This is a genomic window from Williamsia herbipolensis, from assembly GCF_036153515.1.
In the GTDB taxonomy this organism is placed as follows: Bacteria; Actinomycetota; Actinomycetes; order Mycobacteriales; family Mycobacteriaceae; genus Williamsia_A; species Williamsia_A herbipolensis.
Window position 1 is genome coordinate 3,389,642 of record NZ_CP108021.1, and the last position, 26,094, is coordinate 3,415,735.

Below are 26,094 nucleotides of genomic sequence, written 5' to 3' on the forward strand. Positions count from 1 at the left end.
TCTCTTCCACCGCGCAGGGGAGGTGACCCCGTCGTCGGTGCTCCTCGCGTCTTCCATGGTGAGGGTAGTCACGTTGGGATCGCGTTGCAGGCGGTGGTGATGACCTGCGTCAGCGCCCGCCGGCGCCGTCGGCGAGCCAGCGCTCGCGGCGTTGCGCCTGCGCGACCGGATCCGGCACGGGCACCGCGGCCAGCAACTTCTTCGTGTAGTCGGCCTGCGGCGAGGTCAACACCTGCTCGGTGGTGCCGACCTCCACGAGCCGCCCGTTACGCATGACCGCGATGCGGTCGGACACCTGCTCGACGACGGCGAGGTCGTGGCTGATGAACAGGCACGCGAAACCGTGTTCACGCTGCAGTTGGGCGAAGAGTTCGAGGACCGTCGCCTGCACCGAGACGTCGAGTGCCGAGGTCGGTTCGTCGGCCACCAGCAGGGTGGGCTCGAGCGCCAGTGCCCGTGCGATACCGACACGCTGGCGCTGGCCGCCGGACAGCTCGTGGGGATAGCGGTTGCGCATCGTCGACGACAACCGCACCTGGTCGAGGAGTTCCTCGACCTTCCGATCGAGCGCCCCGCCGCGCATCTTGCGCTTGAGTCGGAGTGGCTCGCCGATGGAGTCGCCCACGGGGAATCGTGGGTTCAACGACGAACCCGGGTCCTGGAAGACGATGGCGACGTCGTCGCGAATGGCCTGCAGGCGACGGCGGTCGGGATCGATCATCGACGTCCCGACGACGTCCATCTCTCCGCCGGTCGGCGCGAGCAACCCGACGACGGCGCGGCCGATGGTGGACTTGCCCGAACCGGATTCCCCGACCAGACCCACCACCTCGGATCGGTCGATGTGGAGCGTGACCTCGTCGACCGCGCGGAACGCGGGGGCGCTGCCGCGGCCGGGGTACTCGATGACGGTGGCCCGCATGTCGAGCACACGGTCGGCGCCCGTGGCAGCGGTCTCGGTGGTGGCGCCCGCAGCGCCCGGCGTCCCCGTCACCGATGGGTCAGGTTCTGTCGCAATTTCGTCGGTATGGGTGCCGAGGTGGGGGACGGCCTCGAGCAGCGAGACCGTGTACGGGTCGGACGCGGACTGATAGATGTCGAGCGCGGTCCCCGACTCGACGACCACACCGTCCTTCATCACCAGCATCCGGTCGGCGATGTCCGCGACGACGCCCATGTCGTGGGTGATCAGCAGGATGCCCGCGTCGATGCGGTCGCGGAGATCGCGCATCAACTCCAGGATCTCGGCCTGCACGGTCACGTCGAGCGCGGTCGTCGGTTCGTCGGCGATCAGCAGGCCCGGCTCGTTCGCCAGGGCCATCGCGATCATCGCGCGCTGCCGCTGCCCACCGGAGAGCTGGTGCGGGAAGGAGTCGACCCGTCGACCGGGTTCGGGGATGTCCACCATGTCGAGCAGCTCGATCGCGCGGACCCGCGCGGCCTTCGGTGTCATCTGCCGGTGGCTGCGAATGACCTCGGCGATCTGGAAACCGATGGTGTACACCGGGTTCAGCGCGGTCATCGGCTCCTGGAAGATGACGGCGATGTCGTTGCCGCGAACGGAACGGACCGTGGACGGCTTGGCGCCCACCAGCTCGTGTCCGCGCAGCGAGATGCTCCCGCCCACGCGCGCGTTCGCCGGGAGCAGGCCCAGCATCGCCATCGCGGTGGTCGACTTCCCCGAGCCGGATTCGCCCACGATCGCCAGCACCTCGCGCCGGGCGAGGGTGAAGTCGATGGTGTCGACGGCGCGGAACCAGTCCTTCTGCGTCCAGAAGTCGACGGTGAGTCCGCTGACCTCGAGGATCGGACCGTCGGCGCCCGCGCCGCCGGCGAGGATGTCCGCGGATTCTGCGGGTCTGCCGCGGAGCAGGGTGGTCAGATCGAACATGGGAGATCCTCGCTGGTGTGCTGGTGGCGTACCCGGTGAGAGCATGGTCGGATGGATACGGTGACCATCCGGCCGCGCGGTGCGCTGGTGACGGCGTGCGTGTTGTGGGTCATCGCGGCGGCTTCGACGGTGTACGGGTTCACCCTCGGCGTGCTGCCCGGTCTGTCGGTGGCGGGACCCATGGTCCTCGTGGCGACGGCCGCGTGGCTGCTGCTGGCCAATCCGCATGTGCGCGTCGATGATTCCGCGATCACGGTCGTCAACCCACTACGAACCTTCGTCGTCGACCTGCAGTCGATCGTCGATGTCGCGACCAAGTTCGCGCTGACCGTCCAGACGGCGAACGAGACCGTCGTGGCGTGGTCGGCCCCCGCGCCGGGTGGGCGTGACCACGTTCTCGGGGCCAGGGAAGGCCGTCGACGTCCCGAGGCGGGCGCCGTCCCTCGCTCGGCGATCCGTGCCGACGGCACGGTGTCACCCGGTGACCTGCCGGGTTCGGGATCCGGCGACGCCGCCGCGGTTCTCCGGAGGAGATGGGAGTCAGCCCGGGCCGCAGGCGTTCTCGACGATCTCCCGATCACCGGGGTGAGAGCACACTGGAACGCCGCGTCGATTCTCCTGGTGGTGGCGGGGATCGTCACAACGGTGGGTTCTGTTCTGCTGACGTGACATCGGACGGGTCGTCGAGTCGCGGCTTGGCCGTTCGTCCGAGGAGGCGTTCGTACCAGCGCACCTTCGGGATGTCGCGCTGACGCGGGTCGTAGGCGTCGCGCAGGCCGTCACCGATGAAGTTGACGGTCAACGCGATGATCACGATGAACAGACCGGGCCACCAGAACAGCCACGGCCGCGTGGTGAACGCGGCCTGGTTCTCGGTGATGAGCAGCCCCAGGGAGGTGTCCGGACTCCGGACGCCGACCCCGAGATACGACAGCGACGTCTCCAACAGGATGGCCGTGGCGGTCATCAAGGTCGCCGAGACGACGATGACGCCCACGGTGTTGGGCAGGATGTGCCGGAAGATGATGCGCATCGACGACGCGCCGCCGACGCGGGCGGCGTCGACGAATTCGCGCTCGCGCAGCAGCAGGAACTCGCCGCGCACGACACGTGCCAGAGACGTCCACCCGACGAGTCCGATGACCAGTCCGATGATGACGACGCCGGACTGACCGAACTTCGCGCCGAGGGTCGCTGCGATCGCGATCACGGGGATCGTGATGACGACGTCGGTCGAGCGCATGAGGATCGCCTCGGTCCAGCCGCGGAAGTAGCCGGCGACGGCACCGATGACGGTGCCGACGATGGTCGAGGTGAGACCGGCCACGAAGGCGACCACGATCGACTGCTGGGCACCGCGCATCGTGAGCGCGAAGTAGTCGACGCCGATCGAGTTCTGCCCGAACGGATGTGAACCGAGATGGAACGGGAAGCGATAGGTGGGGTGTCCGCCGTTCACCGTCGGCGACGGACTCGTGTAGTCCCACTTCCACCATCCGGGGATGCCTGCCCACCCGATCGAGCTGTAGACAAGGACGATCGTCAGGACGAGGATGGCGACGCCCACCATCGCACCGCGGTGGCGGACGAAGCGTCGGTAGACCAACGAGCTCTGCGATTGCGCGGCGGTGGTCGGTTCGTCGGCCTCGGGTGTCGGCGGCCCGGTGTGGGCGGGCACCGACGGGTCGAACGGGGTGATCGGAGTCGTCATTGGAGCCGGATCCTCGGATCGAGTGCGGTGTACAGCAAGTCGGCGAGCAGGTTGAACACCACGGCCGCGGTACCGGTGACGAGGAAGAACGCCATGACCACGTTCGGGTTCACGTCCTTGAGCCCGGAGATGAACAGCGTGCCCATCCCCTTCCACCCGAAGACGTTCTCGGTGATGACCGCGCCGCCCAGTACGGCGGCGAAGTCGTAGGCGACGACGGTCGTCAGCGGGATGAGCGCGTTGCGGAAGGCGTGGCGCATCACCACGGTGCGCTCGGTGAGGCCCTTTGCGCGTGCGGTGCGGATGTAGTCCTGGTTCATCACCTCCAGCATCGACGCGCGCGTGTAGCGGGTGTAGCTCGCGAAGCTGATGAGGATCAGTGCCGTGGTCGGCAGCAGCAACGACGTGGTGAGGTCGAGGAAGTGCTGCCAGGTGTTGCCGCTGAAGTTGGGGGTGGAGTCGCCCACGGTCGGGATGGGGCGACCGAACTTCTTGTCGGAGAACCGGGCGAAGTTGCTGAGCACCCGGTCGAGAAGCACCATCAGGCCCGTACCGATCCCGGTGAACACCGCCGCGCGCACCGCGGGGCTGCGGTACTCCTCGCCACCGACGAACCATCCGACGGCCGCCGAGACGATCACGGTGATGATCAGCAGGACCACCAGGAAACTGATCGCGGGATTGCGCAGCACCGGTTGCAGGACCAGCCCGATGATCGTCCCGAGGACGGCGGTGATCACCGCCGACGAGAGGACGGGGCGGGCGGCCAGGCCGGCCGTCAGCGATGTCGCCGCCAGCGCGATGAGCAGCGACAGCACCAGGATCAGTCCGACACCGAGGGCGGGGCGCGCGAACCAGTCGACGGCCGAGAAGTACTGCAGGACCGCGACGACGACCACGAGGGACCCGCCGAAGGCGATGGCGCGTTTGCGTCCGTTGCCGCCGATCACCCCGGACAGCACCAGCCCGACCAGCACGCCCGCCACCACGCTCACCCAGATCGGGATGGTGGGGCTGGCGAGCCAGTTGTTGAACTTGATCGCGCCGAACTCCTTGAGCAGCACCGCGACCCAGAAGATGGGCAGCGAGTAGAAGAGGAACGAGGCGAAGGTGATCGTGTAGTCGAAGCCGCTGTACTGACGCAGCGCCGAGAGGATGCCGACGATCACACCGAGAACCACGGCCAGGAACAGCGCCAGGATCACCAGTCGGAGCGTGGTGCTGATCGCGTTGCCGAGTACCGCGGTCACCTGCGTGCCGTCGATGGTCTTGCCCAGGTCACACGACACACCGGGGACGAAACAGCCACCCGCGCCGCGTAACCAGTTGAGATACCGCAGGATCACGTTCTGATCCAGATCCAACGCCCGGGTGACCGCCGCGATCTTGTTGTCGCGGATGGCGGCGGGGAAGCTCTCGAAGTTCTGACGCGGGTCGCCCGACCACACGGTGAGCATGTACATCAGGAACGTCGCGCCGAGCAGCACGAAGAAGCTCGTGACGAGTCGGCGGAGGACGAAGTAGAACGCTGGACTGCGAAGGAGTCGCCTCGGCGACCAACGCGCCGATGTGGGCGAGATCCCGGCGGTGGTGTCTGCGGGATCCGACGTTGCTGTCGACATGGTGTGTGAACTCTCGAGGAATGGGGCCGGTCATCGACCGGCGGAGGGCGAACGCCACCGAACCGGGTGGCGCGGACCGTGTCGGCCCGCACCACCCGGGGTGAGAGGTCAGGTCAGGACTTGACCCAGCTCGCAGCGTCGAAGGTGGCCTGCGTCTGGGTGGTGTTGAGCACCACGCCGGACACCCTCGGGCTGTAGGCGTTCAACAGCGGCCAGGCGAACACCGGGATGGTCGCCAGGTCCTTCCACAGGATCGTCTCGATCTGCTTGGTCAGGTCCAGCTGCTGCGACTTGTCGCTCGTCTGGGCCAGCGTGGCCAGCAGCTTGTCGACCTCCGGGTTGTTGTACTTGCCGTAGTTCTGATCACTCGTGGAGGTGAACAGAGGCGGGTTCTCCGACACGAGACCGCTGCCGCTCCAGGCGAACTGGGCCACGTCGTAGGCACCGCTGGTGGTGGCCACGCCCCACTCCTTGGGGGTGAGCGCCTTCACGTTGTACTTGAACCCGGCCTGGCCGCACGAGTCGGCGATCAGCTGCTGGGTCTGCTGACGACGCTGGTTCGGGTTGCCCAGGTAGATCGCGTTGACCGTGAGGTCGGTGACTCCGGACTTGGCGATGTCGGCCTTGGCGCCGGCGATGTCGACCGAGTCGTAGGCCTTGCCGCCGTCGGCGTCGGCCACGGTCGAGTAGCCGTCCTGGACCGGGTAGATGATGCGGGTCTGCATCAGATCCGCACTCGGCTCCACCGGCTTGATCAGCTTGTTGACGATCTCCTGGCGCGGAAGGCACTTGGCGATCGCCGAGCGCAGCAGCGGGTTGGCGAACTTGCCGCGGAAGTTGAAGTCCAGGTGGTCATACGAGAAGCCGGGGCCGGTGTTGATCTTGGCCGCGTCGCCGAGTCCCTTGAGCGACGAGATGAGGTCCACGTTCGGCTGCGGCTCGATGACGTCGGCGTCACCGTTCTGCAGCGCCTGGACCTGCTGCTCCTGCGGGATGAACTTGATGGTGATCCCGCCGTTCTTCGGCTTGGTGCCCCACCACTTGTCGTTGGGGACGACGGTGATCGACTGACCGGCCTTCCACTCGCCGAGCTTGTACGGACCCGACGACGGGATCTGATCGGCCGAGGGCAGCTGTCCGGGCGCGAAACCGACCCACTTGTTGTTCCAGTAGTCGGCGATCTTCGCGATGGCCGCCTTGTCGTCGTTCTTGACGGCCTCGGCGACGTTGGTGCCGGTGGCCTTCTCGATCACATGCGCGGGCAGGAGCGGCTGGTTCTGGGTGCCCAGAGCGGTCTGCCAGTCACCGAACGGCTTGGAGTAGGTGACGGTGAAGGTCTTGCCGTTCGGATCGTCGGTCGGCTTGTTGATGTCGGAGATACCCGTGGTCGAGACCGGCTGGAACTCGCTGTACTGCCCCTTGTGGGACAGCCAGAACAGGTACCAGTCCGACGTGGTGACCGGCACGCCGTCGGACCAGACGGCCTTGTCGTTGATCGTGTACTTGACCGTCAGCGGATTGTCGGAGACCTTCTCGAAGGTGCCGTAGTCGGTGTCGCGCGCGACGTTGCCCTTGGGGTCGACGTGCGAGAAGAAGCCGAAGGTCTGGTTGGTGACGACCGCGTTCGCGACGGCGTTGGCCGCGGCGTTGTCGTTGTTGTACGCCGAGAACTCCTGCTCGTAGGCGTAGCTGATCTGGTTCTGGTTGCCCGCTGCGCTCGAGGATGCGCCACCGGAGTCACCCGTGTCGTCATCGGAACTGGTGCACGCTGTGGCGACCATGCTGGCGACGGCGATGCCGACGACCGCGGATATGAGTCTTCTGGACTTCATCGTTTCCCTCTTGCTTGTGAACGGGTGACGGCCTTGCGACGAGTTCGTTGAATGTGGACGAATCGTGGCCGAACGTTAGCGAACCACACACACCCCCGGCGGCATTACCCGGGAATTCACTTTCAACACGAACGAAACATTCGACCCCCGAAATCGACGATTTGTCGCATTGGTCGGACCGTTCGTGGTGGCGGGCGTCACGGTGTCCGTCGGGCGATCTCGCCGACCGGCCGCGAGGAGGACGCGACCCCCGGCGCACTAGAGTTCAGGTGGTGACCGACCCGCTCGCGCCCCTCCTCGATCTCCCGGGCGTCGCGGAGGCCGCCGACGCCGCGCGTGAGGCGCTCAGTGCGGTCCACCGCCACCCGGTGAACCTGCGGGGGTGGCTCGACACCTCCACCGAGGCGTCGTGGCGGGCCGCGCACTCCTCGGCTGCGATCGACGGAGTGAGCGCCTCGTTCAACCGGTCCGACGACGTCGACGACCCGATGCTGGCCGGCGCGCTGCGGGTGGCTCTCGCGCTGACCGGCGACTCCCTCGACGCCCTCGTGGCGGTGTGGACGCGGGCCCCGTTGCAGGCGCTCGCGCGACTGCACCTGCTCGCGGCGACCGACATCGTGACCGACCCCGACACCCTGGGGCGTCCTCGTGTCGACGCCGAGGTGTCCGAGCGGCTCGAGATGCTCGCTCAACTCGTCACCGGCGCCACCACGGTTGCCGCTCCCGTCCTCGCCGCGGTGGTGCACGGCGAGCTGCTGACTCTCGCGCCGTTCCCGGTGGCGAACGGTGTGGTGGCACGTGCGGCGTCCCGTCTGGTGGCCGCCTCGACCGGCCTCGATCCCCACAGCCTCGGCGTGCCCGAGGTGACGTGGCTGCGCAGAGTCGACCAGTACCGCTCGGCAGCAATGGCATTCGGCACCGGAACCGGTGACGGCGTGCGGGAATGGGTGCTCCTGCACTGTGAGGCGTTGTCGGCCGGCGCAGTGGAGGCCAGGTCCATCGCCGAGGCGCGTCGCTGACCGCTTACCGCCGAAACCTGGTGGGGTGGAGAATCTGTCCCACAACGTATTACGGGCGGCCGGGGTGATCCGATGTGGATCATCCTGGCCGCCCGTCAGCACGGACCCGAGTTACCAAGCGTGCGCGGTGGGTTGCGTGGGTGGCCTCGGCGATGGATCGCGCTGCGATCGTCCGCGACGCCCACCCAAGGGTCGTCGTGGTTCTCGCTGATCGCGATGTCGCAGGCCCGCAACACTTCTGCCTGTCGCGGCGTGCTCCGCGTGGGTGCTCGATATCCGTGCTGGGTCACGACGTTCGGGGGTCCGCTCCTTCTCTTCCGAAGTGGACTTTGCCGCTCGTCGATCCCGTGCCTCAGTTCTACACCGTGATGGCCATCACATCAAGGGTTCGATGGTTGCGATTTCACCGTCGTCACCTCTGCCGGGGTCGGCAGGCCTGAATCGCCAGCGGGACTAGCGGTTTCGCCCCTTGTGCAGCGTGGCGTAGGTGAGTCCGCCGGCCACGACGGCGCCGACACCGACGGCCGCGGCTCCGGTGAGCGTGCCCCGCGACGGCGCACCCGGGATGCGTTCGCGCAGAGACACCGGGCGGGAGAACGTGAGCACGGGCCAGCCGTGAGTCGCTGCGGCCCTGCGCAACTGGCGATCGGGGTTGACGGCCGTGGGGTGACCGACCGCGGCGAGCATCGGGAGGTCGGTGATGGAGTCGGAGTAGGCGAAACACGCCTCGAGGTCGTATCCGCGCGCAGCGGCGAGTTCCTCCATCGCCGTCACCTTGCCCTCGCCGTAGCAGTAGAACTCCACCTCGCCCGAGTAGTGCCCGTCGACGACCTCCATGCGGCTGGCCACGGTCGTGTCGACGCCGAGCATCTCGCCGATGGGCGCGACGATCTCGCTGCCCGACGCCGAGACGATCACCACGTCGTGTCCACGGGCGCGGTGGCCGGCGATGAGGTCGGTGGCCTCGGCGAACACCAGCGGATCGACGATGTCGTGCAGCGTCTCCGCGACGATGCCGCGTACCTGATCGACGTCCCACCCGGCGCACATCTGGGTGACGTGCCTGCGCAGCCGCTCCACCTGGTCACGATCGGCGGCGGTCAACAGGAACAGAAACTGCGCATAACTGGATTTCAGAACCGCCCGACGATTGATCAGTCCCTCGTCGAAGAATGGGCGAGAAAATGCGAGCGTGCTCGATTTCGCGATGATTGTTTTGTCGAGATCGAAGAATGCGGCGACCGGGGTGTCGGCGGCGCGTCCCGACCTCGGGACACCGTCTCGGCCGGGCGGGGTCACGGTCACCGTCCGAGCGTACGTCCCCGGCGGCCTCACGGCGCGGTGCTGGTGGGGCGCATCTCCGGGTTTCGTCTGGTCAGGCGCCGAAAACTACCCAGGGGTAACAACCGTCGGTAACTTGCATTACACCCCGCGGCGGTGTGTATAGTCGTCCTTACCCGGTTCATCCGGGGCTTTCAGCCCGACCCCCCGGGGCTGAAACGCGACGACCCTGGCCTCCTCCCCCCCTGGCCGGGGTCGTCCTCTATTTACGGCCCTTTTCCGATCATTGCCGCTGGTGCAGATCTCTCTTTCTCAACACCCGAGACGGCATGACCACAAAGGGTGTCGCCCAGTGCACAGGTGTACCGATTGTTCGGCACCGTTGTGCACCGATATGGGCTCATCCACACGGTCGCCCTGTTCTCGGGGTCGACAGGCTCGGTGCATGGGTGTGCACGGCGATCATCGTCGCCATGACCGATCACCCGTCCACCACGGATCGACGACCCGGGACCGACCAGCTGCTGGCCCTCGTCGGCGCGGAATTGCGCGACGACGTCGCGCGCTGTGCCGCGGCCGCCGGCTATCAGGTGGTCGACGCCACCGCCGCCACCGCGCGTCGTGCCTGGTCGGAGTCCACGGCCGTCGTCGTCGACGCGGCCGCGGCCCGCGAGCTGATCGCACTGGGGTGGCCGCGACGACGATGCGTTCTGGTCGTGGGTCCCGCAGAGGTCGATCCCGGCCTCTGGCGGGCCGCGCTCACCCTCGGTGCCGAGGACGGACTGGTCCTGCCCGCCGACGAGCACGCCGTCGTCGGAGCGCTCAGCCGGTATCGCGCCCCCCGGCGTCTCGCGGGCGCGGCCGTCGCGGTCCTGGGCGGCCACGGCGGGGCCGGTGCCTCGGTGCTGGCGGCCGCAGTGGCCGCACGAGCCGCCCGTGACCTGTCCGGATCGGCGTTGCTGCTCGACCTCGACGAACTCGGTGGCGGCATCGACCTGATCTTCGGGGTGGAGGATTCCGCTGGGCTGCGATGGCCCGATCTCACCCTCGACGGCGGCGCGGTGTTCGCCGACAGCCTGCACGCGGCCGTGCCGCACGCCGCCCCGGGTCTCGCGCTGTTGTGCCCGCGTCGTGGGGTCGACCACCGCATCGGTGTGGACGCGGCCGTCGCGGTCATCGAGGCGGGCCGCGACAGCGGTGACGTCGTGGTCGTCGACCTGCCCCGCGCCACCGATTCGGTCTGCCGTGCCGTCGTCGAGTGCGTGGACCTCGTGGTCGTCGTCACCACCGCGACCGTGCGCGGCTGCGCCGCCGCCCGGGACACCGTCGCCCGATGGCGTCCGGTGACCGACCGCCTCGGGCTGGTGGTGCGCGGACCCGCACCCGGCGGACTCACCGCCTCACAGATCGCGACCATCGTCGACATCGACCTTCTCGCCGCACTCCGTCCACAACGACACCTCGCCGTCGCCATCGAGTCGGGCCGACTCCCACTCGGCCGCCGTTCGCCGCTCGGTGCGGCTGCCGACGCCGTGCTCGATCGTGTCCTCGACGTGGCCGGACTCGCGGCATGAGCAGTCCCGAGTCGAGATCGGATCTGCTGATCCGTGTGCGTGAACGCCTCGCGGCCGAATCGGCGGATCCCACCCCGCAGGTGATGGCCGACGCCGTGCGCGCCGAATCGGGCGGGGTCCTCGGCGACACCGACCTCCTCGAGGCCCTGCGCTTCCTGCAGACCGAGCTCGTCGGCGCCGGACGCCTCGAACACCTGCTCGCCGATCCCGACGTCGCCGACATCCTCGTCGTCGGCCCCGACCAGGTGTGGGTCGATCGCGGTCGCGGTCTGGTGCCGAGCGCGGTGCGGTTCGACGACGACGCCGCGGTCCGTCGCCTCGCCGTCCGCCTGGCGCTCGGGGCGGGCAAACGACTCGACGACGCGGCACCGTGGGTGGACGGGCAGCTCAGCAACGTCGGGCGCCGCGGTTACAGCGTGCGCCTGCACGCCGTCATCCCACCGATCAGCGTCGACGGCACCTGCCTGTCGCTGCGGGTGCTGCGCCCGGCCACCCAACACCTCGGGGCACTCGTCGAACGTGGGGCCGTACCGCCGGAGATCGCCGAGCTCGTCGAGGCGATCGTCGCCGCGCGCCTGGCCTTCCTCGTGGTGGGCGGAACCGGCGCAGGCAAGACGACGCTCTTGAGCGCCATGCTCGGACGCGTGGATCCGGCCGAACGGATCCTCGTCGTCGAGGACGCCGCCGAACTGGCGCCCGCCCACCCGCACGTGGTGCGCCTGGTGGCCAGGACCGCCAACGTCGAGGGCGCCGGCGCGGTCGCCGTCCGCGATCTGGTGCGTCAGGCCCTACGGATGCGGCCGGACCGCATCGTGGTCGGCGAGGTCCGCGGCCCCGAGGTCGTCGACCTCCTGACCGCCCTGAACACCGGCCACGAGGGCTGCGCGGGAACCCTGCACGCGAACTCCGGGGCAGAGGTCCCCGCGCGGATGGAGGCGCTCGCCGCCCTCGGCGGAATGGACCGCACAGCGCTGCACAGCCAACTGGCCGCCGCGGTCCACGTGGTGGTCGTGGTGGCGCGTGATGCCGACGGTCACCGCGGTGTCGCCGAGATCGGGATGGTCGACCGCGGCACCGACGGATGGGTCCACATCGAGCCGGTCTGGCGTCGCGACTCAGGGTTCGGGCCCGCCGCGGATCGCCTGCACACGGTGATGGCGCAGCGCCGCACCGGGATCGCGCGATGAGTGCTGTCGTGGCGGCCGTGGCCGTACTGCTGATGCTGTGGCCGCACGCCCGACCCACCGCCCGTATCCGGGGCCTCGCGCCGGACCAGACGCGACGGCGGTCGGGCGTCCCGCTCGGCGTGCTCACCGCCGGTGGGGTGACCCTCGCCGCGGTGATGGCGTTCGGTGTGTCGGCGGGAGTGGCCGGGGCGATCGTCGGTGTCGCACTGCTGCACCGCGCCGGGCTGCGTCGCCGCGAACGAACCGACTCGGCGGCCCTCGACCTCCTGCTCGACGCCGTCGCGGTGATGATCGCCGAACTGTCGGTCGGCACCCACCCGGCGCGGGCGTGCCGCCAGGCGGCCGAGGATGTCACCGCGGCGTGCGATGTCGCGCTGCGTGATTCGCCGGGATCGGTCGTGTCGGTGGTGACGAGGATGGCCGGTCGTGCCGAGCTCGGTGGCGATGTCGCGGCCGGTGTCGAGAACGCGGGTGCGGTGCACCAGTCGTCATGGGATCGGGTCGCCGTCGCCTGGCGCACCGCAGAACAGCAGGGCCTTCCGATGGCCGACCTGCTCTCGGCGGTGCGTGATGATCTCGTCGCCCGACGTCGGTTCACCGAACGCACCCGCGCAGCGCTCGCCGGTGCCCGCGCGACGGCGACGGTGCTGGCCTTCCTCCCGGTCCTCGGGATCGGTCTCGGCCAGGCGATGGGTGCGTCACCCCTCGCCGTGCTCACCGGCGGCGGCCTCGGTGGCATCCTGCTGGTGATCGGTGTGGGTCTCGTCGCCGTCGGTCTGTGGTGGACCGAGAAGATCACCGCGAAGGTGATGACACCGTGACCGTCTCCTGGATCGTGGCCGGAATGGCAGCTGCGATCGGACTTCTCGTGATGCCGCCCCCGGGGTGGACCGTGTTCCGGATCGCGCCTCCACCCCCTCCGGACCGCAGCCCGCGCTGGCTCGGCGTGACGCGGCCTCGCGACGACCCGTTCGCCACCGCCGCCGGGTACGACCTCTTCGCGGTGTGTCTGCGAGCCGGGATGCCGGTCGCCTCGGCCGCGGCGGTGGTCGCGCGATCGGCGCCGCCCGGTCTCGGGGCGACACTCACCCGGGCCGCGGAACTGCTCGCGCTCGGTGCCGACCCGGCCCAGGCGTGGGAGACCCCCGAGAACGCCGGACCGGCGGCGACGTCGCTGTGCGCCATGGCCCGTCGCTCCGCGCGTGCCGGCTCGTCACCGGTGCGCGGGCTCGGCGAACTGGCCGAGGTCGAACGGGCCGCGGCCCAGGACAACGCCGCCGCGGCCGCCGAGCGCGCCGGGGTCGCCATCTCCGGGCCGCTGGGCCTGTGTTTCCTGCCCGCGTTCGTCTGCCTCGGCATCGTGCCGGTGGTGATCGGACTCGCGGGCCGAGTTCTCGGCGGAGGGGTGCTGTGAACGCACCGGCTCCGACCGATCCAGAACGCGGCGGAGACCTCCGTCGCGCATCACCAGGGGAGAAACGATGAGCACCAGATGGATTCGAGACCTGCAGACGCAGATCATGATCGCGGCCACCGACGAGGACGGGATGTCGACCGCCGAGTACGCGATCGGCACGATCGCCGCCGCGGCCTTCGGCGCGATCCTGTACACGGTGGTCACCGGCGACAACATCGTGTCGAGCCTGACCGGGATCATCACCAAGGCGTTGAACACCGCGGTGGGGTAGCGCCACGCCCCGTCTCGCTCACGCCCGCACTCGCGGGCGTGAGCGGGTCTCAGCGGATGTCGACCTGTTTGCCGGTGCTGTCGCGCTCCTCGGTGCCGTACCAGGCCGCGAACTCCTTGACGCCGACAGCCTTCAGGCGGCGTAGGGAGATGTAGACGACCGCCTTGGGGGCGAGCGCGAGGCCGCGGACGCCGGTGATGGCCCGGACACGACGCTGCAGCATGTCGTCCTCGTTGGCCTCGTCGATCCGCACCCGCGGGAAGCCGCCACTGGTCAGATAGATGTCGGCGTCGAACGCCATGTTCCCGCCGCACACCGCGAAGCTGCGTCGGTTCGCGTCGGCTTCGTGACGGGTCGCCCACCACTGCAGCAGGTGACCCAGCCGCCAGAAGGTGCCGACCGCGTTGAAGACGTATCCGGTCGACCCCTCGTCGGTGCGGGCGCGCAAACGTCCGGCGACCAATCGTTTCCCGCCGACGAGCGGTGCGATGACGCGGCTCAACCAGTCCGTGCGCGGGAGGCAGTCGGCGTCGGTCCGGGCGACATAGTGCGCACCGGTGGCGATGGCGTGCCGTGCGGCGGTGTCCACCGCGCAGCCCGTGCCCTTCTCGAGTTCGGTGATGAGCTCGACGGGGACGCGGGGGTTCGACGCGATGTGCGCCGCGACGACGTCGCGGGTGCCGTCGGTGCTCGCGTTGTCGACCACGATCACCCGGAACGTGTCGAGTACGCGGCCGTCGCCGACCACCCGGAACTCCTGGCGGTCCAGGGCCCGCAGCGTGTGCGCTATGTATTTCTCCTCGTTGTGGGCCGGAACGATGACCGCCACAACGGATTTCTGTTCGCCCGTCACGCGGAGCCTGCTGCCGGGCGCACGCCAGTGTGCATGTCGAAATGTAAACACGAGGTTGCGTAATTCGCCGCAATTTTCAGATGAACACATCAGAAATTGTGAAACGCGACGAACCTGACGTCCGTACGCGGTGACCGCGGGTCCCGTCGAGCCGAGCCATCCGGTCAGCGGATGTCGATCTGCTTTCCGGTGGTGTCGCGGTCGTCGGTGCCGTACCAGGCGATGTAGTCCTTGGCGCCGAGTCCCTGCAGACGGCGCAGCGACATGAAGACGACGGCATCCTTGGCCAGGGCGATCGCGTCACCGCCGGCGACCTTGCGCACACGGACCTGCAGCACGTGGTCCTCGTCCTCGTCGTCGATCTTCGTGCGCGGGAAACCGCCGCTGCGCTCGTAGATGTCGGCGTCGAACGCCATCGACGGTCCGCACACCGCGAAACTACGGCGCTCCTCGTCAGGCATGTTGCGCGTCTTCACCCAGTCGACGGCGTGGCCGATCCGCCACAGCGACCCGACCGCGTTGAACACCTTCGCCGTCGAGCCCTCGTCGGTGCGGGCACGCAACCGTCCGCCGACCAGGCGCTTGCCCTGCAGCAGCGGCCGCAGAAGGTTACCGAGCCAGTCCGGTGCGGGAATGGTGTCGGCGTCGGTGCGGGCGATGAACACCGCGCCGACCGCGATCGCGTGACGTGTCCCGGTGTCGACCGCGCAGCCGGTGCCCTTCTCGGTCTCGGTGATCAGTTCGAACGGGAAATGCGTACCCGCCGCGATGAACTCGCGAACGAGGTCGGCGGTGCGATCGGTGCTGTTGTTGTCGACGACGACGACACGGAAACCCCCGAGCACCTCGCGCTGGAAGAGACTGTCGAACCGTTGCGCGTCGAGGCCGCGCAGCGTGTCGAGGATGAACTTCTCCTCGTTGAACGCCGCGACGACCACAGCGACGCGGGGCGACCCGTTACCCGACACGAGGACCAGTGAACACGATCGGGACGGCGGTGGCCATCATCTGATCGACGCTCAGCGGACGTCGGCTTCCATGGTCTTCCCGGCGCCGTCGCGATCGTGGTACCAGGCGACGAAGTCCTTCACCCCGAAGGCCTCCAGACGACGCAGCGAGGTGTAGACGAGGGCGTCCTTCTGCAGTGCGATGGCGTCACCGCCGGCGACGTGCCGAACGCGCTGCTGCAGCACGTAGTCGTCGTCGAGGTCGCTCATGTTGGTCCGCGGGAAGCCACCGCACTCGGTGTAGATCTCGGCGTCGATCGCCATGTTGTTGCCCACGACGGCGAAGCTGCGCCGCTGATCCTCGGGACCGCGTCGCGTCCGCAGCCACTCGGCGGCGTGGCCCACGCGCCACAGATGGCCGATCGCGTTGAACGCGAACGAGGAGGTGCCCTCGTCACTGCGGGCCTTCACGCGTCCACCCACGAGGTGCTTGCCCTTGAACAGCGGGATCAGCAGGTGGGCGAGCCAGTCGGTGGCCGGGAGCGAATCGGCGTCGGTGCGGGCGATGAACTTCGCGCCCAGCTCGATCGCCCGCTTGGCGCCCGAATCGGCCGCGCAACCGCTGCCCTTCTCGGTCTCGGTGATGATCTCGACGGGGAAGCGGGTGCCGGCCTCGATGTAGGCGTTGACCAGCTCCGCGGTCGTGTCGGTGCTGTTGTTGTCGACCACGATCACCCGGAAACCGCCGAGAAGATCGCGGTGAACGGTGGAATCGAACTCCTGGGCGTCGATCGCGCGCAGTGTGTCGAGGATGTAGTCCTGCTCGTTGTACACAGGGATGATCACGGCGACCGAGCATGTGCCTTGCGTCATGACGATGAGTAAACACCGGGAGTCCGGCCCGCGCGTTGTTCGTAGTGGGACCAGAACCCGAACTCTTCGACAACTGTGATGCTGCCCGAAGCATGACGAATCGCTCACCTGCGATGACGGGGAACCACCGCGGGTGTCCCCGCGTCGGAGTGACATGGTTCTCACTTCGCCCCGCCCCCGTGCCCGCCGCTGTGATGTGGGTCGCCGTGCGGCGCGACGGCTGGCCGACGACGGCGGCATGGTCTCGGTGGAGGCCGCGTTCGCGATCGCCTCGATCGTCGCCGTCCTGGTCCTGGGGATCGGCGCGGTCCTGGCGATCGGCACGCATCTGCGATGCGTCGATGCGGCCCGGGAGACCGCACGCATCGCGGCGCAGGGAGACGCCACCGGCGCGCTCTCGGCGGGCCGATCGGTCGCGCCGGCCGGCGCCGAGATCTCGATCGGTGGGCGCGGCGATCGCGTGGTGGTCACCGTGCACGCGACGTCGCCGGTGCTGCCCGGCGTCGACCTCGGCGCCCAGGCGGTCGCGGTCCGTGAGCCGGTCGCGCAGGACGCGTCGTGACCACGTGGCGTGCGCGGCTGCGCGATGAGCGGGGGATGGCCACCGTGTTGGGTGCGTGTGTGATCGCGGCAACGGTGGCACTGATCGTGGGAGTGAGCTGGTTCGGTGCGGCTGTCGTCGCCCGTCATCGCGCCCAGTCGGCCGTCGATCTCGCGGCGCTGGCCGCGGCGCAGCGGTGGATCCTCGCCCTCGACGACCCCTGCGGCGCAGCTCGCGCCGTCGCCGATGAGACGAAGGTGCGGATCACGCAGTGTCGCACCGACGGTGACGACGTGGTGGTCAGCGGGTCCGTCGATGTCGATCTGGGGCCGTTCGGCGTGCGGACCGCGGTCGCCGACGCCCGCGCGGGACCGTCGGGATGATCAGCGGACGCCGCTGGAGTGGGCGGCGACCATGCGCATCGCCCCGATCGGACCGTGGTCCTGCAGATGGCATTTCGCGAGTTGGTAGGCCACCCGCAGGCACACGCTCGACGCGAGCCGGCCGAACACCTCGGTGTTCTCGAGGAACGCGCCGGGCCGGTCGTGATCGGCCCAGGCGAGACGCCGCAGATGGTCGGTGTCGGCGTCGATCATGGGGATCGTGTCGGCGTCGAGCACCGCGCACCAGGCCGCGAGCATGAGCGCGGCGTGGTCGATCGACGCCGCGGCCCGCAGGCGGTCGGCGATCACCGGCAGCACGAACTTCGGCACGCGATCGGAGGTGTTCACCATCTGACGGGCGAGGGTGTCGCGGATCGCGAGATTGGAGAACCGTTCGAGCAACTGCGTGATGTAGTCGTCGAGATCGACACCGGGCACCGGTCGCAGCGTCGGCAGCGCCTCGCGGCGCATGTACGAACCGACGAAGCCGCGGATGTCGGCATCGGCGAGGGCCTCGTGCACGTAGGTGTACCCGGCGAGCACCCCGAGATGGCTGAGCACCTGGTGCGAGGCGTTGAGCAGCCGCAACTTCATGTGCTCATAGGGTTCGACGTCGTCGACGAGGACCACGCCGACGTCGTCGAACGGGGGCCGACCGGCCGAGAAGGAGTCCTCGAGCACCCACTGGGCGAACGCCTCCGAGGCCACCGGCCATGCGTCGTCGACACCGAGTTCACGGCCGACCTGCTCGACGACGGCGTCGGTGGTGGCGGGGGTGATGCGGTCGACCATGGAGCTGGGGAAGGCGACGTTCTCGTCGATCCAGCGGGCGAGATCGGCGTCGTGGCGCGCCGCGAAACCGGTGACCGCGGCACGGGCGACCCGGCCGTTGTGTTCGATGTTGTCGCACGACATGACGGTGAACGGCGCGAGGCCCGCATCCCTGCGCATCCGCAGCGCGGCCACGACGAACCCGAACACGCTGCGCGGGTCGTCGGGATGGTCGAGGTCGCGCAGGGTCAGCGGGTCGCGTGGGGCGAATTCGCCGGTGGTGTCGTCGACGCCGTAGCCGCCCTCGGTGATCGTCAACGACACGATCCGCGTACCCGGCGCGGTGAGCACGTCGAGAACGTCCCGTGGACGGTCGGGCGCAAAGATTATGTCGGCCACGGCGCCGATGACACGCGTGTCACGACGGCCGTCGGCATCGGTGGTCGCCAGTGTGTAGAGGTGATCCTGCGCGGCGAGGATGTCGGTGATCCGACGGTCGCCGGGGAGGACGCCGATCCCGCAGATGGCCCAGTCGGTGTGCCCCGCGGCGAGCAGCCGGTCGACGAACATCGCCTCGTGGGCGCGGTGGAAACCGCCGACTCCGAAATGGGCGATCCCGATCGACAGCGCCGACGGATCGATGATGTGGGAGGCGACGCCGACGTGGCCCGGGAGATCGCTCACGGTTGCGCGGTGCAGAGCTGGCATCAGATCACCTCCGGGGGTGTCGCTGTACAGAATCGAAGTATCGCAAATGGGATGCGGTGGCGCCCCGGTTTCGTGGTCGCGGGGCGCCACCGCAGTCTGATGGACGTCAGATCGTCATCAGCACGACGACTTGTAGACGTATTGCGCGCCCTCGCCGTCGAGGGTGTCCTTGGTGATCACGTGGAAACCGGTCGAGATGGTCTTCGTGACCGGCTTGTCGTCGATGGCGTTCATGGCCTGCTCGACGCCGTCGGTGCCGATGGTGCCCGGCTGCTGGGCGATCAGCGCCTGCACCACACCCTCGCGCAACTGCTTCACCTGCGCCGGGCCGGCGTCGAAGCCGACGATCTTCACCTGGTCCTGCTTACCGGCCTGGCGCACACCGGTGGCGGTGCCCTCGGCGGCGAAGGTGTTGGTGGCGAACACGCCCACGATGTCGGGGTCCTTGGCGAGCGCGGCGGTGACGAGCTTGGCCGCCTCGGCGGGATCGTTGTGGCTGTACTGCACCCCGAGGTAGGAGAACTTCGAGTCCTTGGCGACCGCACCCGAGAAGCCCGCGACACGGGCATCGGCGGTGGAGACACCCGGGTCGGTGGAGATGACGAGAACCTTGCCGCCCGAGGGGTTGAGCTGCTGGATGGCCGAGAACGCCTCGGCGCCACCACCGGCGTTGTCCGACGAGATCGCCGAGACCGCGATCGAAGGATCGTTGATGGTGGTGTCGACGAGCACGATCTTGATGCCGGCGCGTTCGGCGGCGGCGAGCGGGGCCTGCATGGCGGCGACATCGGTCGGGGCGATGAGGATCGCGGCGGGTCGCGAGGCGACGACGGAGTCGACGATCGGCTTCTGCAGGGTGGGGTCGAACTTCGCGGGGCCCTGCACCTCGACCGAGGCGCCTGCCTTCTTGGCCGCGTCCTCGATGCCGCACTGCATGCTGATGTAGAACTCGTCGCCGCTGACGCCCTGGATGAAGGCGAGCTTGTTGCTGCCGCCGCCGGAGTCCGAGGAACACCCGGACAGCACAAGGGCCGAGGTGGAGAGAACGGCCAGGGCAGCAACGCTGATGCGTGAGATTGTCATGATGGCTTTCTTGTCAGATGACGCACGGGTGTGGCGTCGGGGAGAGTGAGGGAGCGGGAGACGTGGTCGGTCAGGGGCTCTTGGACCAGAGTTTCTTCAGCGAGGAGGTCGACTGCCCGCGACTGGCGGCGGCTCGGCGACGCTGATCGAAGTAGACCGCGGCGATGAGGACGGCGCCGACGGCGACCTGCTGCCAGAACGGCTCGACACCGACGATCACGAACCCGTTGAGCAGCACGGCCGGGATGAACAGGCCCACCACCGTGCCGAACATGGTCCCGACACCGCCGAAGAGGCTGGTTCCGCCGATGACGACCGCGGCGATCACGTTGAGGTTGGTCTGCGACTGCCCCGCGATCGCGGTCGTGCCGTACTGCGACAGCGACAGGATGCCGGCCAGACCGGCCATCGCTCCCGACAGCGCGTAGATCCTGATGAGGTGGAGGTCGACCTTGATGCCGACCCGGCGGGCCGACTCCTCCTTCGAGCCGACCGCGAAGGTGTAGAGCCCGAACTTGGTGCGGTGCATCACGATACCGAAGATCACGACGGCCACGATGGCGATCACCGAGATCAGCGGCAGGGTGGTGGCGGGCAGGTTGCCGTAGCCGATGGTGTCGACCAGGACCGGGGGTACGTCGCGGATGTCGACGCCGCCGGTGATGACCTGGGACAGACCCAGTGCGCCGCCGAGCGTTCCGAGGGTGACGATCAGGGGCGGGACCTTGGCCTTGCCGATGAGGATGCCGTTGAGCAATCCCCATGCGAGACCGCACACGACGGCGACGAGGATGCCGATCGTGGCGACCCCCCAGCCGTCACCGCCGATGGCGCGCATCGTCTTCGCGGCGACGACACCGGAGAACACCAGCACCGAACCGACCGAGAGGTCGATGCCGCTGGTGACGATCACGAACGTCATGCCGATGCCGAGGACGGCGAGGATCGAGACGTTCTGGATGATCTGGCGGAAGTTGCCCCACTCGGGGAAGCTCTCGGGCGCCATGATCGAGAAGACCAGGCAGATCGCGACGAGCACCAGGACGATCTGGATCATCTGTACGCGAGCGAGTTTCGACATCGCGCCGACGAGGTCGAACCCACGGTGCTCGGGCTCGTTCTTCTTCGGCGGGGTGACGCCGGCGGGCGGGGTCATGGTCTGGTTGCTCATCAGGATGCTCCGACGGTCGCGCCGGTCATCGCACCGACGAGTTGTTCCATGGTTGTGTTCTTGGCGTCGAACGTCGCGACGCGATGTCCCATCCGCAGCACCTGCACGCGGTCGGCGACCTCGATGACGTGGGGCATCGAGTGGCTGATGAAGACGACGCCGACACCCTTGTCGGCCACGCGGCGGATGGTGTCGAGGACGTTGCGGGTCTGCACCACACCCAGTGCGGCGGTGGGCTCGTCGAGGAAGACGACGCCCTTGGCCCAGGCGACGGCGCGGGCGATCGCGACGGCCTGCTGCTGACCACCCGACATCGAGCCCACCGGGTCGGTCAGGCTGCGCACCGTCGCGCCGAGGTCGTCCAACGCCTCCTGCGACTGCCTGCGCATCTCGGCGGTGTTCAGGAAGCCGAACTTCCCGAGCAGGCCCGGTGCCGGGAGTTCCCGTCCCAGGAACATGTTCTGCGCGGCGTTGAGATGCGGGGCCAACGCGAGATCCTGGAACACCGTCTCGATACCGAGATCGGCTGCGGCGGTGGGGCTGTTGAGATCGACCGGCGTGCCGTCGAAGAGGATCTCGCCGGAGTCGAGGGCGAGGCTGCCCGAGAGCGCCTTCACCAGAGTCGACTTGCCGGCGCCGTTGTCGCCGATCAACGCGACCACCTCGCCGGCGTGGACCTCGAAGTCGGCGTCGTCGAGCGCACGCACGTTGCCGAAGCTGCGCGACAGGCCGCGGGCCTGCAGTATCGGCGTGCGGCCGGGGGACGGTTCTGCCATGGGTGGCTCCTTGTGATCGGACGGGTCGGTGTGGTGGTCGGGTGGGGGAGGGCCCGGCATCAGCCGGGCGGCACGTCGAGGGCGACGCCCGGCACCGAACCCTGTGCGTCGGGCACCGTGACGGCGAGGTCGGCGCGGTGGCGGGTCGCGGTGATCACCGCGGCGTTGCGCATGTCGACCTCCTCGGTCCACCGCAACGCGTCGTCGTGTGAGCGGCCGTGGTGCTCGTGGCGACGGACGAGCCGTGCGGCGCGGACGTCGGCGGCGGCGTCGAGGAACCAGACCTCGTCGAGCACACCGCGCACCTCCTCCCAGCCGCCGCGGTCGAGCAGGAGATAGTTGCCCTCGGTGACCACCAGCGGTGTCGTGCGCGCGATGGGGACGGCCGAGCCGATCGACTCCTCGATCGCCCGCTCGAAGCGCGGTGCGTAGACGAGATCTGCGCTCTGCGAACGTAATCGACGAAGGAGCGCGACGTAACCGTCGACGTCGAAGGTGTCGGGTGCGCCCTTGCGGTCGCGCCGGTGCAGTCGTTCCAACTCCTCGTTGGCGAGGTGGAACGCGTCCATCCCGACGAGCACCGCGTCGCTGCCGAGGCGGGCGGCGAGCATGGCGCACAGCGTTGACTTGCCCACTCCGGGAGGTCCGGTGATGCCCAGGATCCGGCGCTCACCGCAGGCCACGAGAGAGCGGGCGCGGACCGCGAGCTCGTCGACGAGCGCGGCGAGATCCGATGTGGCGGTTGCTCGCTCCACCTGGGTCACCTCCGCCACCGGCTGCATCGTCGCATCCCGTCCTCTCGCCTCGAACACGTCCGTCGGGTTCGATGCGGATCAGTGTGACCCACACCTCACCGGTTTGTCACGCGTTCGGAAGAAATTCATGACACCGATGACATGACAGTGTCGGTACGTGTCCACGATGACAGCGTCGGGACGACGGTTCGTGACACCGTGTCACGGCTCTGAACTGCGATTAGAGAATCAATTGCGCAAACGCGGGACGGCCGGGGGTGGTGTCGTCTACCGTCCATGACATCGATGACATGTGAACCCCGATCCGTGGGTGATGACATCGATGACATCAGACGTCACGAGACGAAGAGGGAGGGTCGCGATGGCCGACTTCACCGGACAGACGATCCTGGTCACCGGAGCCAGCGGCGGCATCGGTGGCGCCACCGTGCGTCGACTGGTCGCCGACGGCGCCGGCGTCATCGCCTCGGGTCGGGAGATCGATGTGCTCGACAAACTCGCCGACGAGACCGGTGCGACGCCACTGGCGTTCGACCTGACCTCCGAGGACGAGATCCGTGACGCGCTGGCCGGTCTCGCGCTGGACGGCGTGGTGAACTGCGGCGGCTTCGGCGGCGAGATCGCCACCCCGCAGGACACCGACATCGACATCTTCGACAAGGTCATCTCCATCAACGCCCGGGGCACCCTCCTGGTCACCAAGTACGTCGCGCCGGCGATGATCGCCGCCGGTAAAGGCTCGATCGTCAACGTGTCGAGCCAGGCGAGCCTGGTGGCCCTGCCCGGCCACATCTCCTACGGGTCGTCGAAAGCCGCCGTGGACAACATCACTCGCGTCTCGGCTCTCGAACTCGGGCCGCACGGCATCCGCGTCAACAGTGTGAACCCGACCGTGGTGATGACCGAGATGTCGGCGTTCTACTGGGGCCGGCCGGAGATCGAGGGCCCGTTCCTGGAGGCGATGCCGCTCGGGCGGTGGGCCACCGAGGACGAGATCGCGGGCCCCATCGCTTTCCTGCTCAGCGACGACGCGTCGATGATCTCGGGCGTCAGCCTGCCCATCGACGGTGGATACACCTGCCGCTGAGCGCGATGACCGGCAGGATGGCACTCGAGGAGGAGGTGGGGCCGTGACGACGATGCAGGATGTCGCCGCGCTCGCGCGCGTGAGCGCCAAGACGGTGTCGCGCGTATACAACGACGACCCGCACGTCGATCCCGACACCCGCGCGCGGGTGACCGCGGCGCTGGAATCGTTGAACTACGTGCCGAACACGATCGCCACGTCGTTCCGCGCGGGTCACACCGCCGCGGTCGGGGTGGCCGTCCCCGACATCGCCGACCCGTTCTTCGCCTCCATCGCCCGGGCGATCGAGGACCGTGCGCGCCAGAACGACATGGCCGTGTTCATCACGAGCCTGGGCACCGACGGCGCCGCCGAGCAGGGGCTGGTCGAGTCGCTGCTGCGCCGGCAGCTCAGCGGTCTGATCATCGCGCCGACCGGGGTCGATCACGAGTACCTCAAGCGGTGGATCGGGCGCACACCCACCGTCTTCGTCGACCGTGCCGCGAACGGCATCACCGCCGACAGCTTCGTCGACGACGATCACGGCGGGGCGGTGATCGCCACCGAACACCTGCTGGCGAAAGGTCATCGGCGCATCGCGTTCATCGGCGACAACTCCGACATCCCCACCACCCGCAACCGCCTCGCCGGGTACGGCGACGCACTCGCCGCGCGCGATCTCACGGTCGACGACGCGCTGGTGGTCACCGGTGTGATGGACCGCGGCGAGGCCGTCACGGCGCTCCGTGACCTGATGGCGCTCGAGGATCCGCCCACCGCGCTGTTCCTCTCGAACGCCCGCGTCGCGATGGACTGTGTGCCGGGGATCCAACTCCTGCGTCTCGACGACGTGGCCTTCGTCGGGTTCGGCGATTTCCCCCTGGCCGACGCGGTGTGCCCGCCGGTCACCGTGATCGATCAGAACCCCGCCGAACTCGGCCGCCAGGCCATCGAACGCATCCTCGGCCGCATCGAGCACCCCCAGCGCCGCTACCGTCGGCGCAACGTGCTCGACGTGGAACTGGTGGTGCGTGCATCGTGTTCGCCCGGTGCGGTGTCGGCTGCACGACCACATCGGCACTGAACCCGTGGTCGTCACCTCGGGATGAGTGCGAATCCCTCTCCACGCCGGACGATCTCGACCTGATCGAGGGCGTCGACCACAAGATCGGCCCCGGAATCGGTGAGGTCCACGGTGCCCCGTATGCCGAGCACCAGGCACCCCGCGGCGCGTCCCGCGGTGATGCCGGCGGGGGCGTCCTCCACCACCAGGCAGCGTCGCGGGTCGACACCGAGCCGGCTCGCACCCAGCAGATAGGGCTCGGGATCGGGTTTTCCGTTCTCGACGTCGTCGGCGGTGATCACGATGTGGGGCGCGGAGATCCCGGCTGCGGCCATCCGCGCCCCCGCGACCGGTGGTGTGCCCGAGGTGACCACGGCCCAGGGCATGTGGTGCAGACCCGCGAGCATGTCGAGGGCGCCGGGGATCGCCGTCACGTCCGACACGTCCTCGGTCTCGAGGGTGATCAGTCGTGCGCCGGCCGCGGGTCCGGCGTCCGGACCGAGGATCGCCGAGAGCCCCGCGGCGGCGGGCATGCCGTGTCCGATGGCGGAATCGTGCAGATCGAATCCGAACTCGTCGGCGACCCGTGACCAGCTGCGATGCACCGCGGCGGTGGAATCGAGCAACGTGCCGTCGAGATCGAAGAGGACCGCGTCGAAGGTATCGCCGAACAGCGCGGACGCCGCGTCGACCGGTGTGTGCACACCGAGGGCGCGCTGCACCCGGAAGACCTGTTGGTCGGTGGTCAGTGCGGCGTCGATGCCGATGACCTCCACGGCGACCTCGGCGGTCGGATCGACCTGCGGCCGCTGTCGGTCGCGCTCGGCACCGCGGTGTGCGCGGCGCGACTCGAGCAGCTCCGGTGTGCCGGTCAGGTGGATCGCGGTCACCGGCGCGGGCGCGACCGCGTCGACCAGTGCGTGCCATGCGTCGCCACCGGTGAGTTCGGCGGTGAACGGTGCGACGAGTATCGGACTCTGGCCCACGGCCACCAGATCGCCTGCGGCTGAACGCAGGACCGCGTAGCGGGCGTCACGGACGGCGACGCGGTGGGGTCCGTCGGTGTTCCAGTGTCCGTCGACGCCGCGCAGCGGTAGTCGATCGAGCAGGGGATTGGTGAGCGTGTCGAGGTCGAGGATCGGACGTCCCAGCGCTGCCGCCAGCGCCCGGCCGAGCGTCGTCTTGCCGCTGCCCGCGCCGCCGGCGATGGCGACGACCGCGGGCGATGTCCGGTCGGACGGGTCAGGGGCTTGACAGGTGCGGTCCACGCTGTGGATCATACGAGACAACGTTGTCTCA

25 protein-coding genes are annotated in these 26,094 nt (G+C 68.7%); 11 read left to right on the top strand and 14 right to left on the bottom strand.

All coding sequences use genetic code 11. The features are described 5' to 3' along the window. Positions 1 to 109 precede the first annotated feature (109 nt). Positions 110 to 1,807, bottom strand: a complete 1,698-nt coding sequence (locus OG579_RS15540) for an ABC transporter ATP-binding protein (protein ID WP_328859258.1) — start codon at positions 1,805 to 1,807, stop codon at positions 110 to 112. Between the two features lie 135 nt (positions 1,808 to 1,942). Here OG579_RS15540 and OG579_RS15545 point away from each other — a divergent pair, with 135 nt between their 5' ends. Further along, positions 1,943 to 2,560, top strand: a complete 618-nt coding sequence (locus OG579_RS15545; RefSeq protein WP_328856683.1) for a hypothetical protein — start codon at positions 1,943 to 1,945, stop codon at positions 2,558 to 2,560. On the opposite strand, the gene OG579_RS15550 is transcribed toward OG579_RS15545, so the two are convergent. The 3 genes from OG579_RS15550 to OG579_RS15560 form a co-directional block, all read right to left on the bottom strand. Continuing rightward, positions 2,529 to 3,602, bottom strand: coding sequence for an ABC transporter permease (locus OG579_RS15550; RefSeq protein WP_328856684.1), 1,074 nt, complete (start codon positions 3,600 to 3,602; stop codon positions 2,529 to 2,531). The genes OG579_RS15545 and OG579_RS15550 overlap by 32 nt on opposite strands. Then, on the bottom strand, positions 3,599 to 5,224 hold the full coding sequence (locus OG579_RS15555) for an ABC transporter permease (protein WP_082501620.1): 1,626 nt from the start codon (positions 5,222 to 5,224) through the stop codon (positions 3,599 to 3,601). The genes OG579_RS15550 and OG579_RS15555 overlap by 4 nt, the downstream gene beginning before the upstream one ends. A gap of 113 nt (positions 5,225 to 5,337) precedes the next feature. Beyond that, positions 5,338 to 7,056 (bottom strand): ABC transporter family substrate-binding protein, encoded by a 1,719-nt coding sequence (locus tag OG579_RS15560; protein WP_045821503.1) that lies wholly within the window; start codon positions 7,054 to 7,056, stop codon positions 5,338 to 5,340. Between the two features lie 269 nt (positions 7,057 to 7,325). On the opposite strand from OG579_RS15560, the gene OG579_RS15565 reads away from it, so the two are divergent. After that, a complete protein-coding gene (locus OG579_RS15565; RefSeq protein ID WP_328856685.1) occupies positions 7,326 to 8,075 on the top strand; it encodes an oxidoreductase in 750 nt (249 codons plus the stop codon). 453 nt (positions 8,076 to 8,528) lie between these two features. Here the strand turns inward: OG579_RS15565 and OG579_RS15570 are convergent, their stop codons facing one another. After that, positions 8,529 to 9,374 (bottom strand): HAD family hydrolase, encoded by an 846-nt coding sequence (locus OG579_RS15570; RefSeq protein ID WP_328859259.1) that lies wholly within the window; start codon positions 9,372 to 9,374, stop codon positions 8,529 to 8,531. A gap of 455 nt (positions 9,375 to 9,829) precedes the next feature. Here OG579_RS15570 and ssd point away from each other — a divergent pair, with 455 nt between their 5' ends. From ssd to OG579_RS15595, 5 genes are all read left to right on the top strand, one after another. Then, complete coding sequence (gene ssd, locus OG579_RS15575; RefSeq protein ID WP_328856686.1) at positions 9,830 to 10,930, top strand: septum site-determining protein Ssd; 1,101 nt, start codon at positions 9,830 to 9,832, stop codon at positions 10,928 to 10,930. Beyond that, entirely contained in the window at positions 10,927 to 12,117 is a 1,191-nt protein-coding gene (locus tag OG579_RS15580; RefSeq protein WP_328856687.1) for a TadA family conjugal transfer-associated ATPase, read from the top strand. Before ssd ends, OG579_RS15580 begins: the two co-directional genes overlap by 4 nt. After that, positions 12,114 to 12,938: a type II secretion system F family protein gene (locus OG579_RS15585; RefSeq protein WP_328856688.1), complete on the top strand. Its 825-nt coding sequence runs from the start codon at positions 12,114 to 12,116 to the stop codon at positions 12,936 to 12,938. Before OG579_RS15580 ends, OG579_RS15585 begins: the two co-directional genes overlap by 4 nt. A 23-nt stretch (positions 12,939 to 12,961) precedes the next feature. Next, positions 12,962 to 13,531: a type II secretion system F family protein gene (locus OG579_RS15590; protein WP_328859260.1), complete on the top strand. Its 570-nt coding sequence runs from the start codon at positions 12,962 to 12,964 to the stop codon at positions 13,529 to 13,531. 67 nt (positions 13,532 to 13,598) lie between these two features. Then, positions 13,599 to 13,805: a DUF4244 domain-containing protein gene (locus tag OG579_RS15595; RefSeq protein WP_055785569.1), complete on the top strand. Its 207-nt coding sequence runs from the start codon at positions 13,599 to 13,601 to the stop codon at positions 13,803 to 13,805. Between the two features lie 49 nt (positions 13,806 to 13,854). Here the strand turns inward: OG579_RS15595 and OG579_RS15600 are convergent, their stop codons facing one another. The 3 genes from OG579_RS15600 to OG579_RS15610 all read right to left on the bottom strand — a co-directional run bounded on the left by OG579_RS15600 (position 13,855) and on the right by OG579_RS15610 (position 16,451). Further along, positions 13,855 to 14,658, bottom strand: coding sequence for a glycosyltransferase (locus OG579_RS15600; protein WP_328856689.1), 804 nt, complete (start codon positions 14,656 to 14,658; stop codon positions 13,855 to 13,857). A gap of 164 nt (positions 14,659 to 14,822) precedes the next feature. Further along, positions 14,823 to 15,626, bottom strand: a complete 804-nt coding sequence (locus OG579_RS15605) for a glycosyltransferase (protein ID WP_328856690.1) — start codon at positions 15,624 to 15,626, stop codon at positions 14,823 to 14,825. Positions 15,627 to 15,677: 51 nt separating this feature from the next. Next, on the bottom strand, positions 15,678 to 16,451 hold the full coding sequence (locus OG579_RS15610; protein WP_328856691.1) for a glycosyltransferase: 774 nt from the start codon (positions 16,449 to 16,451) through the stop codon (positions 15,678 to 15,680). Positions 16,452 to 16,716: 265 nt separating this feature from the next. Between OG579_RS15610 and OG579_RS15615 the strand changes: the two genes are divergently transcribed. Further along, positions 16,717 to 17,040, top strand: a complete 324-nt coding sequence (locus OG579_RS15615) for a TadE family type IV pilus minor pilin (protein ID WP_328859261.1) — start codon at positions 16,717 to 16,719, stop codon at positions 17,038 to 17,040. Between the two features lie 35 nt (positions 17,041 to 17,075). Next, positions 17,076 to 17,402, top strand: coding sequence for an Rv3654c family TadE-like protein (locus OG579_RS15620; protein ID WP_328859262.1), 327 nt, complete (start codon positions 17,076 to 17,078; stop codon positions 17,400 to 17,402). Here OG579_RS15620 and OG579_RS15625 read toward each other — a convergent pair whose 3' ends face one another. The 5 genes from OG579_RS15625 to OG579_RS15645 form a co-directional block, all read right to left on the bottom strand. Then, positions 17,403 to 18,881, bottom strand: coding sequence for a mannitol dehydrogenase family protein (locus tag OG579_RS15625; RefSeq protein WP_328856692.1), 1,479 nt, complete (start codon positions 18,879 to 18,881; stop codon positions 17,403 to 17,405). A 117-nt stretch (positions 18,882 to 18,998) separates the two neighbouring features. Further along, on the bottom strand, positions 18,999 to 19,964 hold the full coding sequence (locus OG579_RS15630; protein WP_328856693.1) for an ABC transporter substrate-binding protein: 966 nt from the start codon (positions 19,962 to 19,964) through the stop codon (positions 18,999 to 19,001). 70 nt (positions 19,965 to 20,034) lie between these two features. Further along, on the bottom strand, positions 20,035 to 21,135 hold the full coding sequence (locus OG579_RS15635; protein ID WP_328856694.1) for an ABC transporter permease: 1,101 nt from the start codon (positions 21,133 to 21,135) through the stop codon (positions 20,035 to 20,037). Beyond that, the gene (locus OG579_RS15640) at positions 21,135 to 21,911 is read right to left on the bottom strand and encodes an ATP-binding cassette domain-containing protein (RefSeq protein WP_045821516.1); all 777 of its coding nucleotides are present in this window, start codon (positions 21,909 to 21,911) and stop codon (positions 21,135 to 21,137) included. The genes OG579_RS15635 and OG579_RS15640 overlap by 1 nt, the downstream gene beginning before the upstream one ends. A gap of 59 nt (positions 21,912 to 21,970) precedes the next feature. Continuing rightward, a complete protein-coding gene (locus tag OG579_RS15645; protein WP_328856695.1) occupies positions 21,971 to 22,666 on the bottom strand; it encodes a nucleoside/nucleotide kinase family protein in 696 nt (231 codons plus the stop codon). Positions 22,667 to 23,027: 361 nt separating this feature from the next. Between OG579_RS15645 and OG579_RS15650 the strand changes: the two genes are divergently transcribed. Continuing rightward, a complete protein-coding gene (locus OG579_RS15650; RefSeq protein WP_045821517.1) occupies positions 23,028 to 23,753 on the top strand; it encodes an SDR family oxidoreductase in 726 nt (241 codons plus the stop codon). A gap of 52 nt (positions 23,754 to 23,805) precedes the next feature. Further along, positions 23,806 to 24,816: a LacI family DNA-binding transcriptional regulator gene (locus tag OG579_RS15655; RefSeq protein WP_328859263.1), complete on the top strand. Its 1,011-nt coding sequence runs from the start codon at positions 23,806 to 23,808 to the stop codon at positions 24,814 to 24,816. Between the two features lie 11 nt (positions 24,817 to 24,827). Here the strand turns inward: OG579_RS15655 and OG579_RS15660 are convergent, their stop codons facing one another. After that, positions 24,828 to 26,063, bottom strand: coding sequence for an HAD-IA family hydrolase (locus OG579_RS15660; protein ID WP_328856696.1), 1,236 nt, complete (start codon positions 26,061 to 26,063; stop codon positions 24,828 to 24,830). Positions 26,064 to 26,094 lie beyond the last annotated feature (31 nt).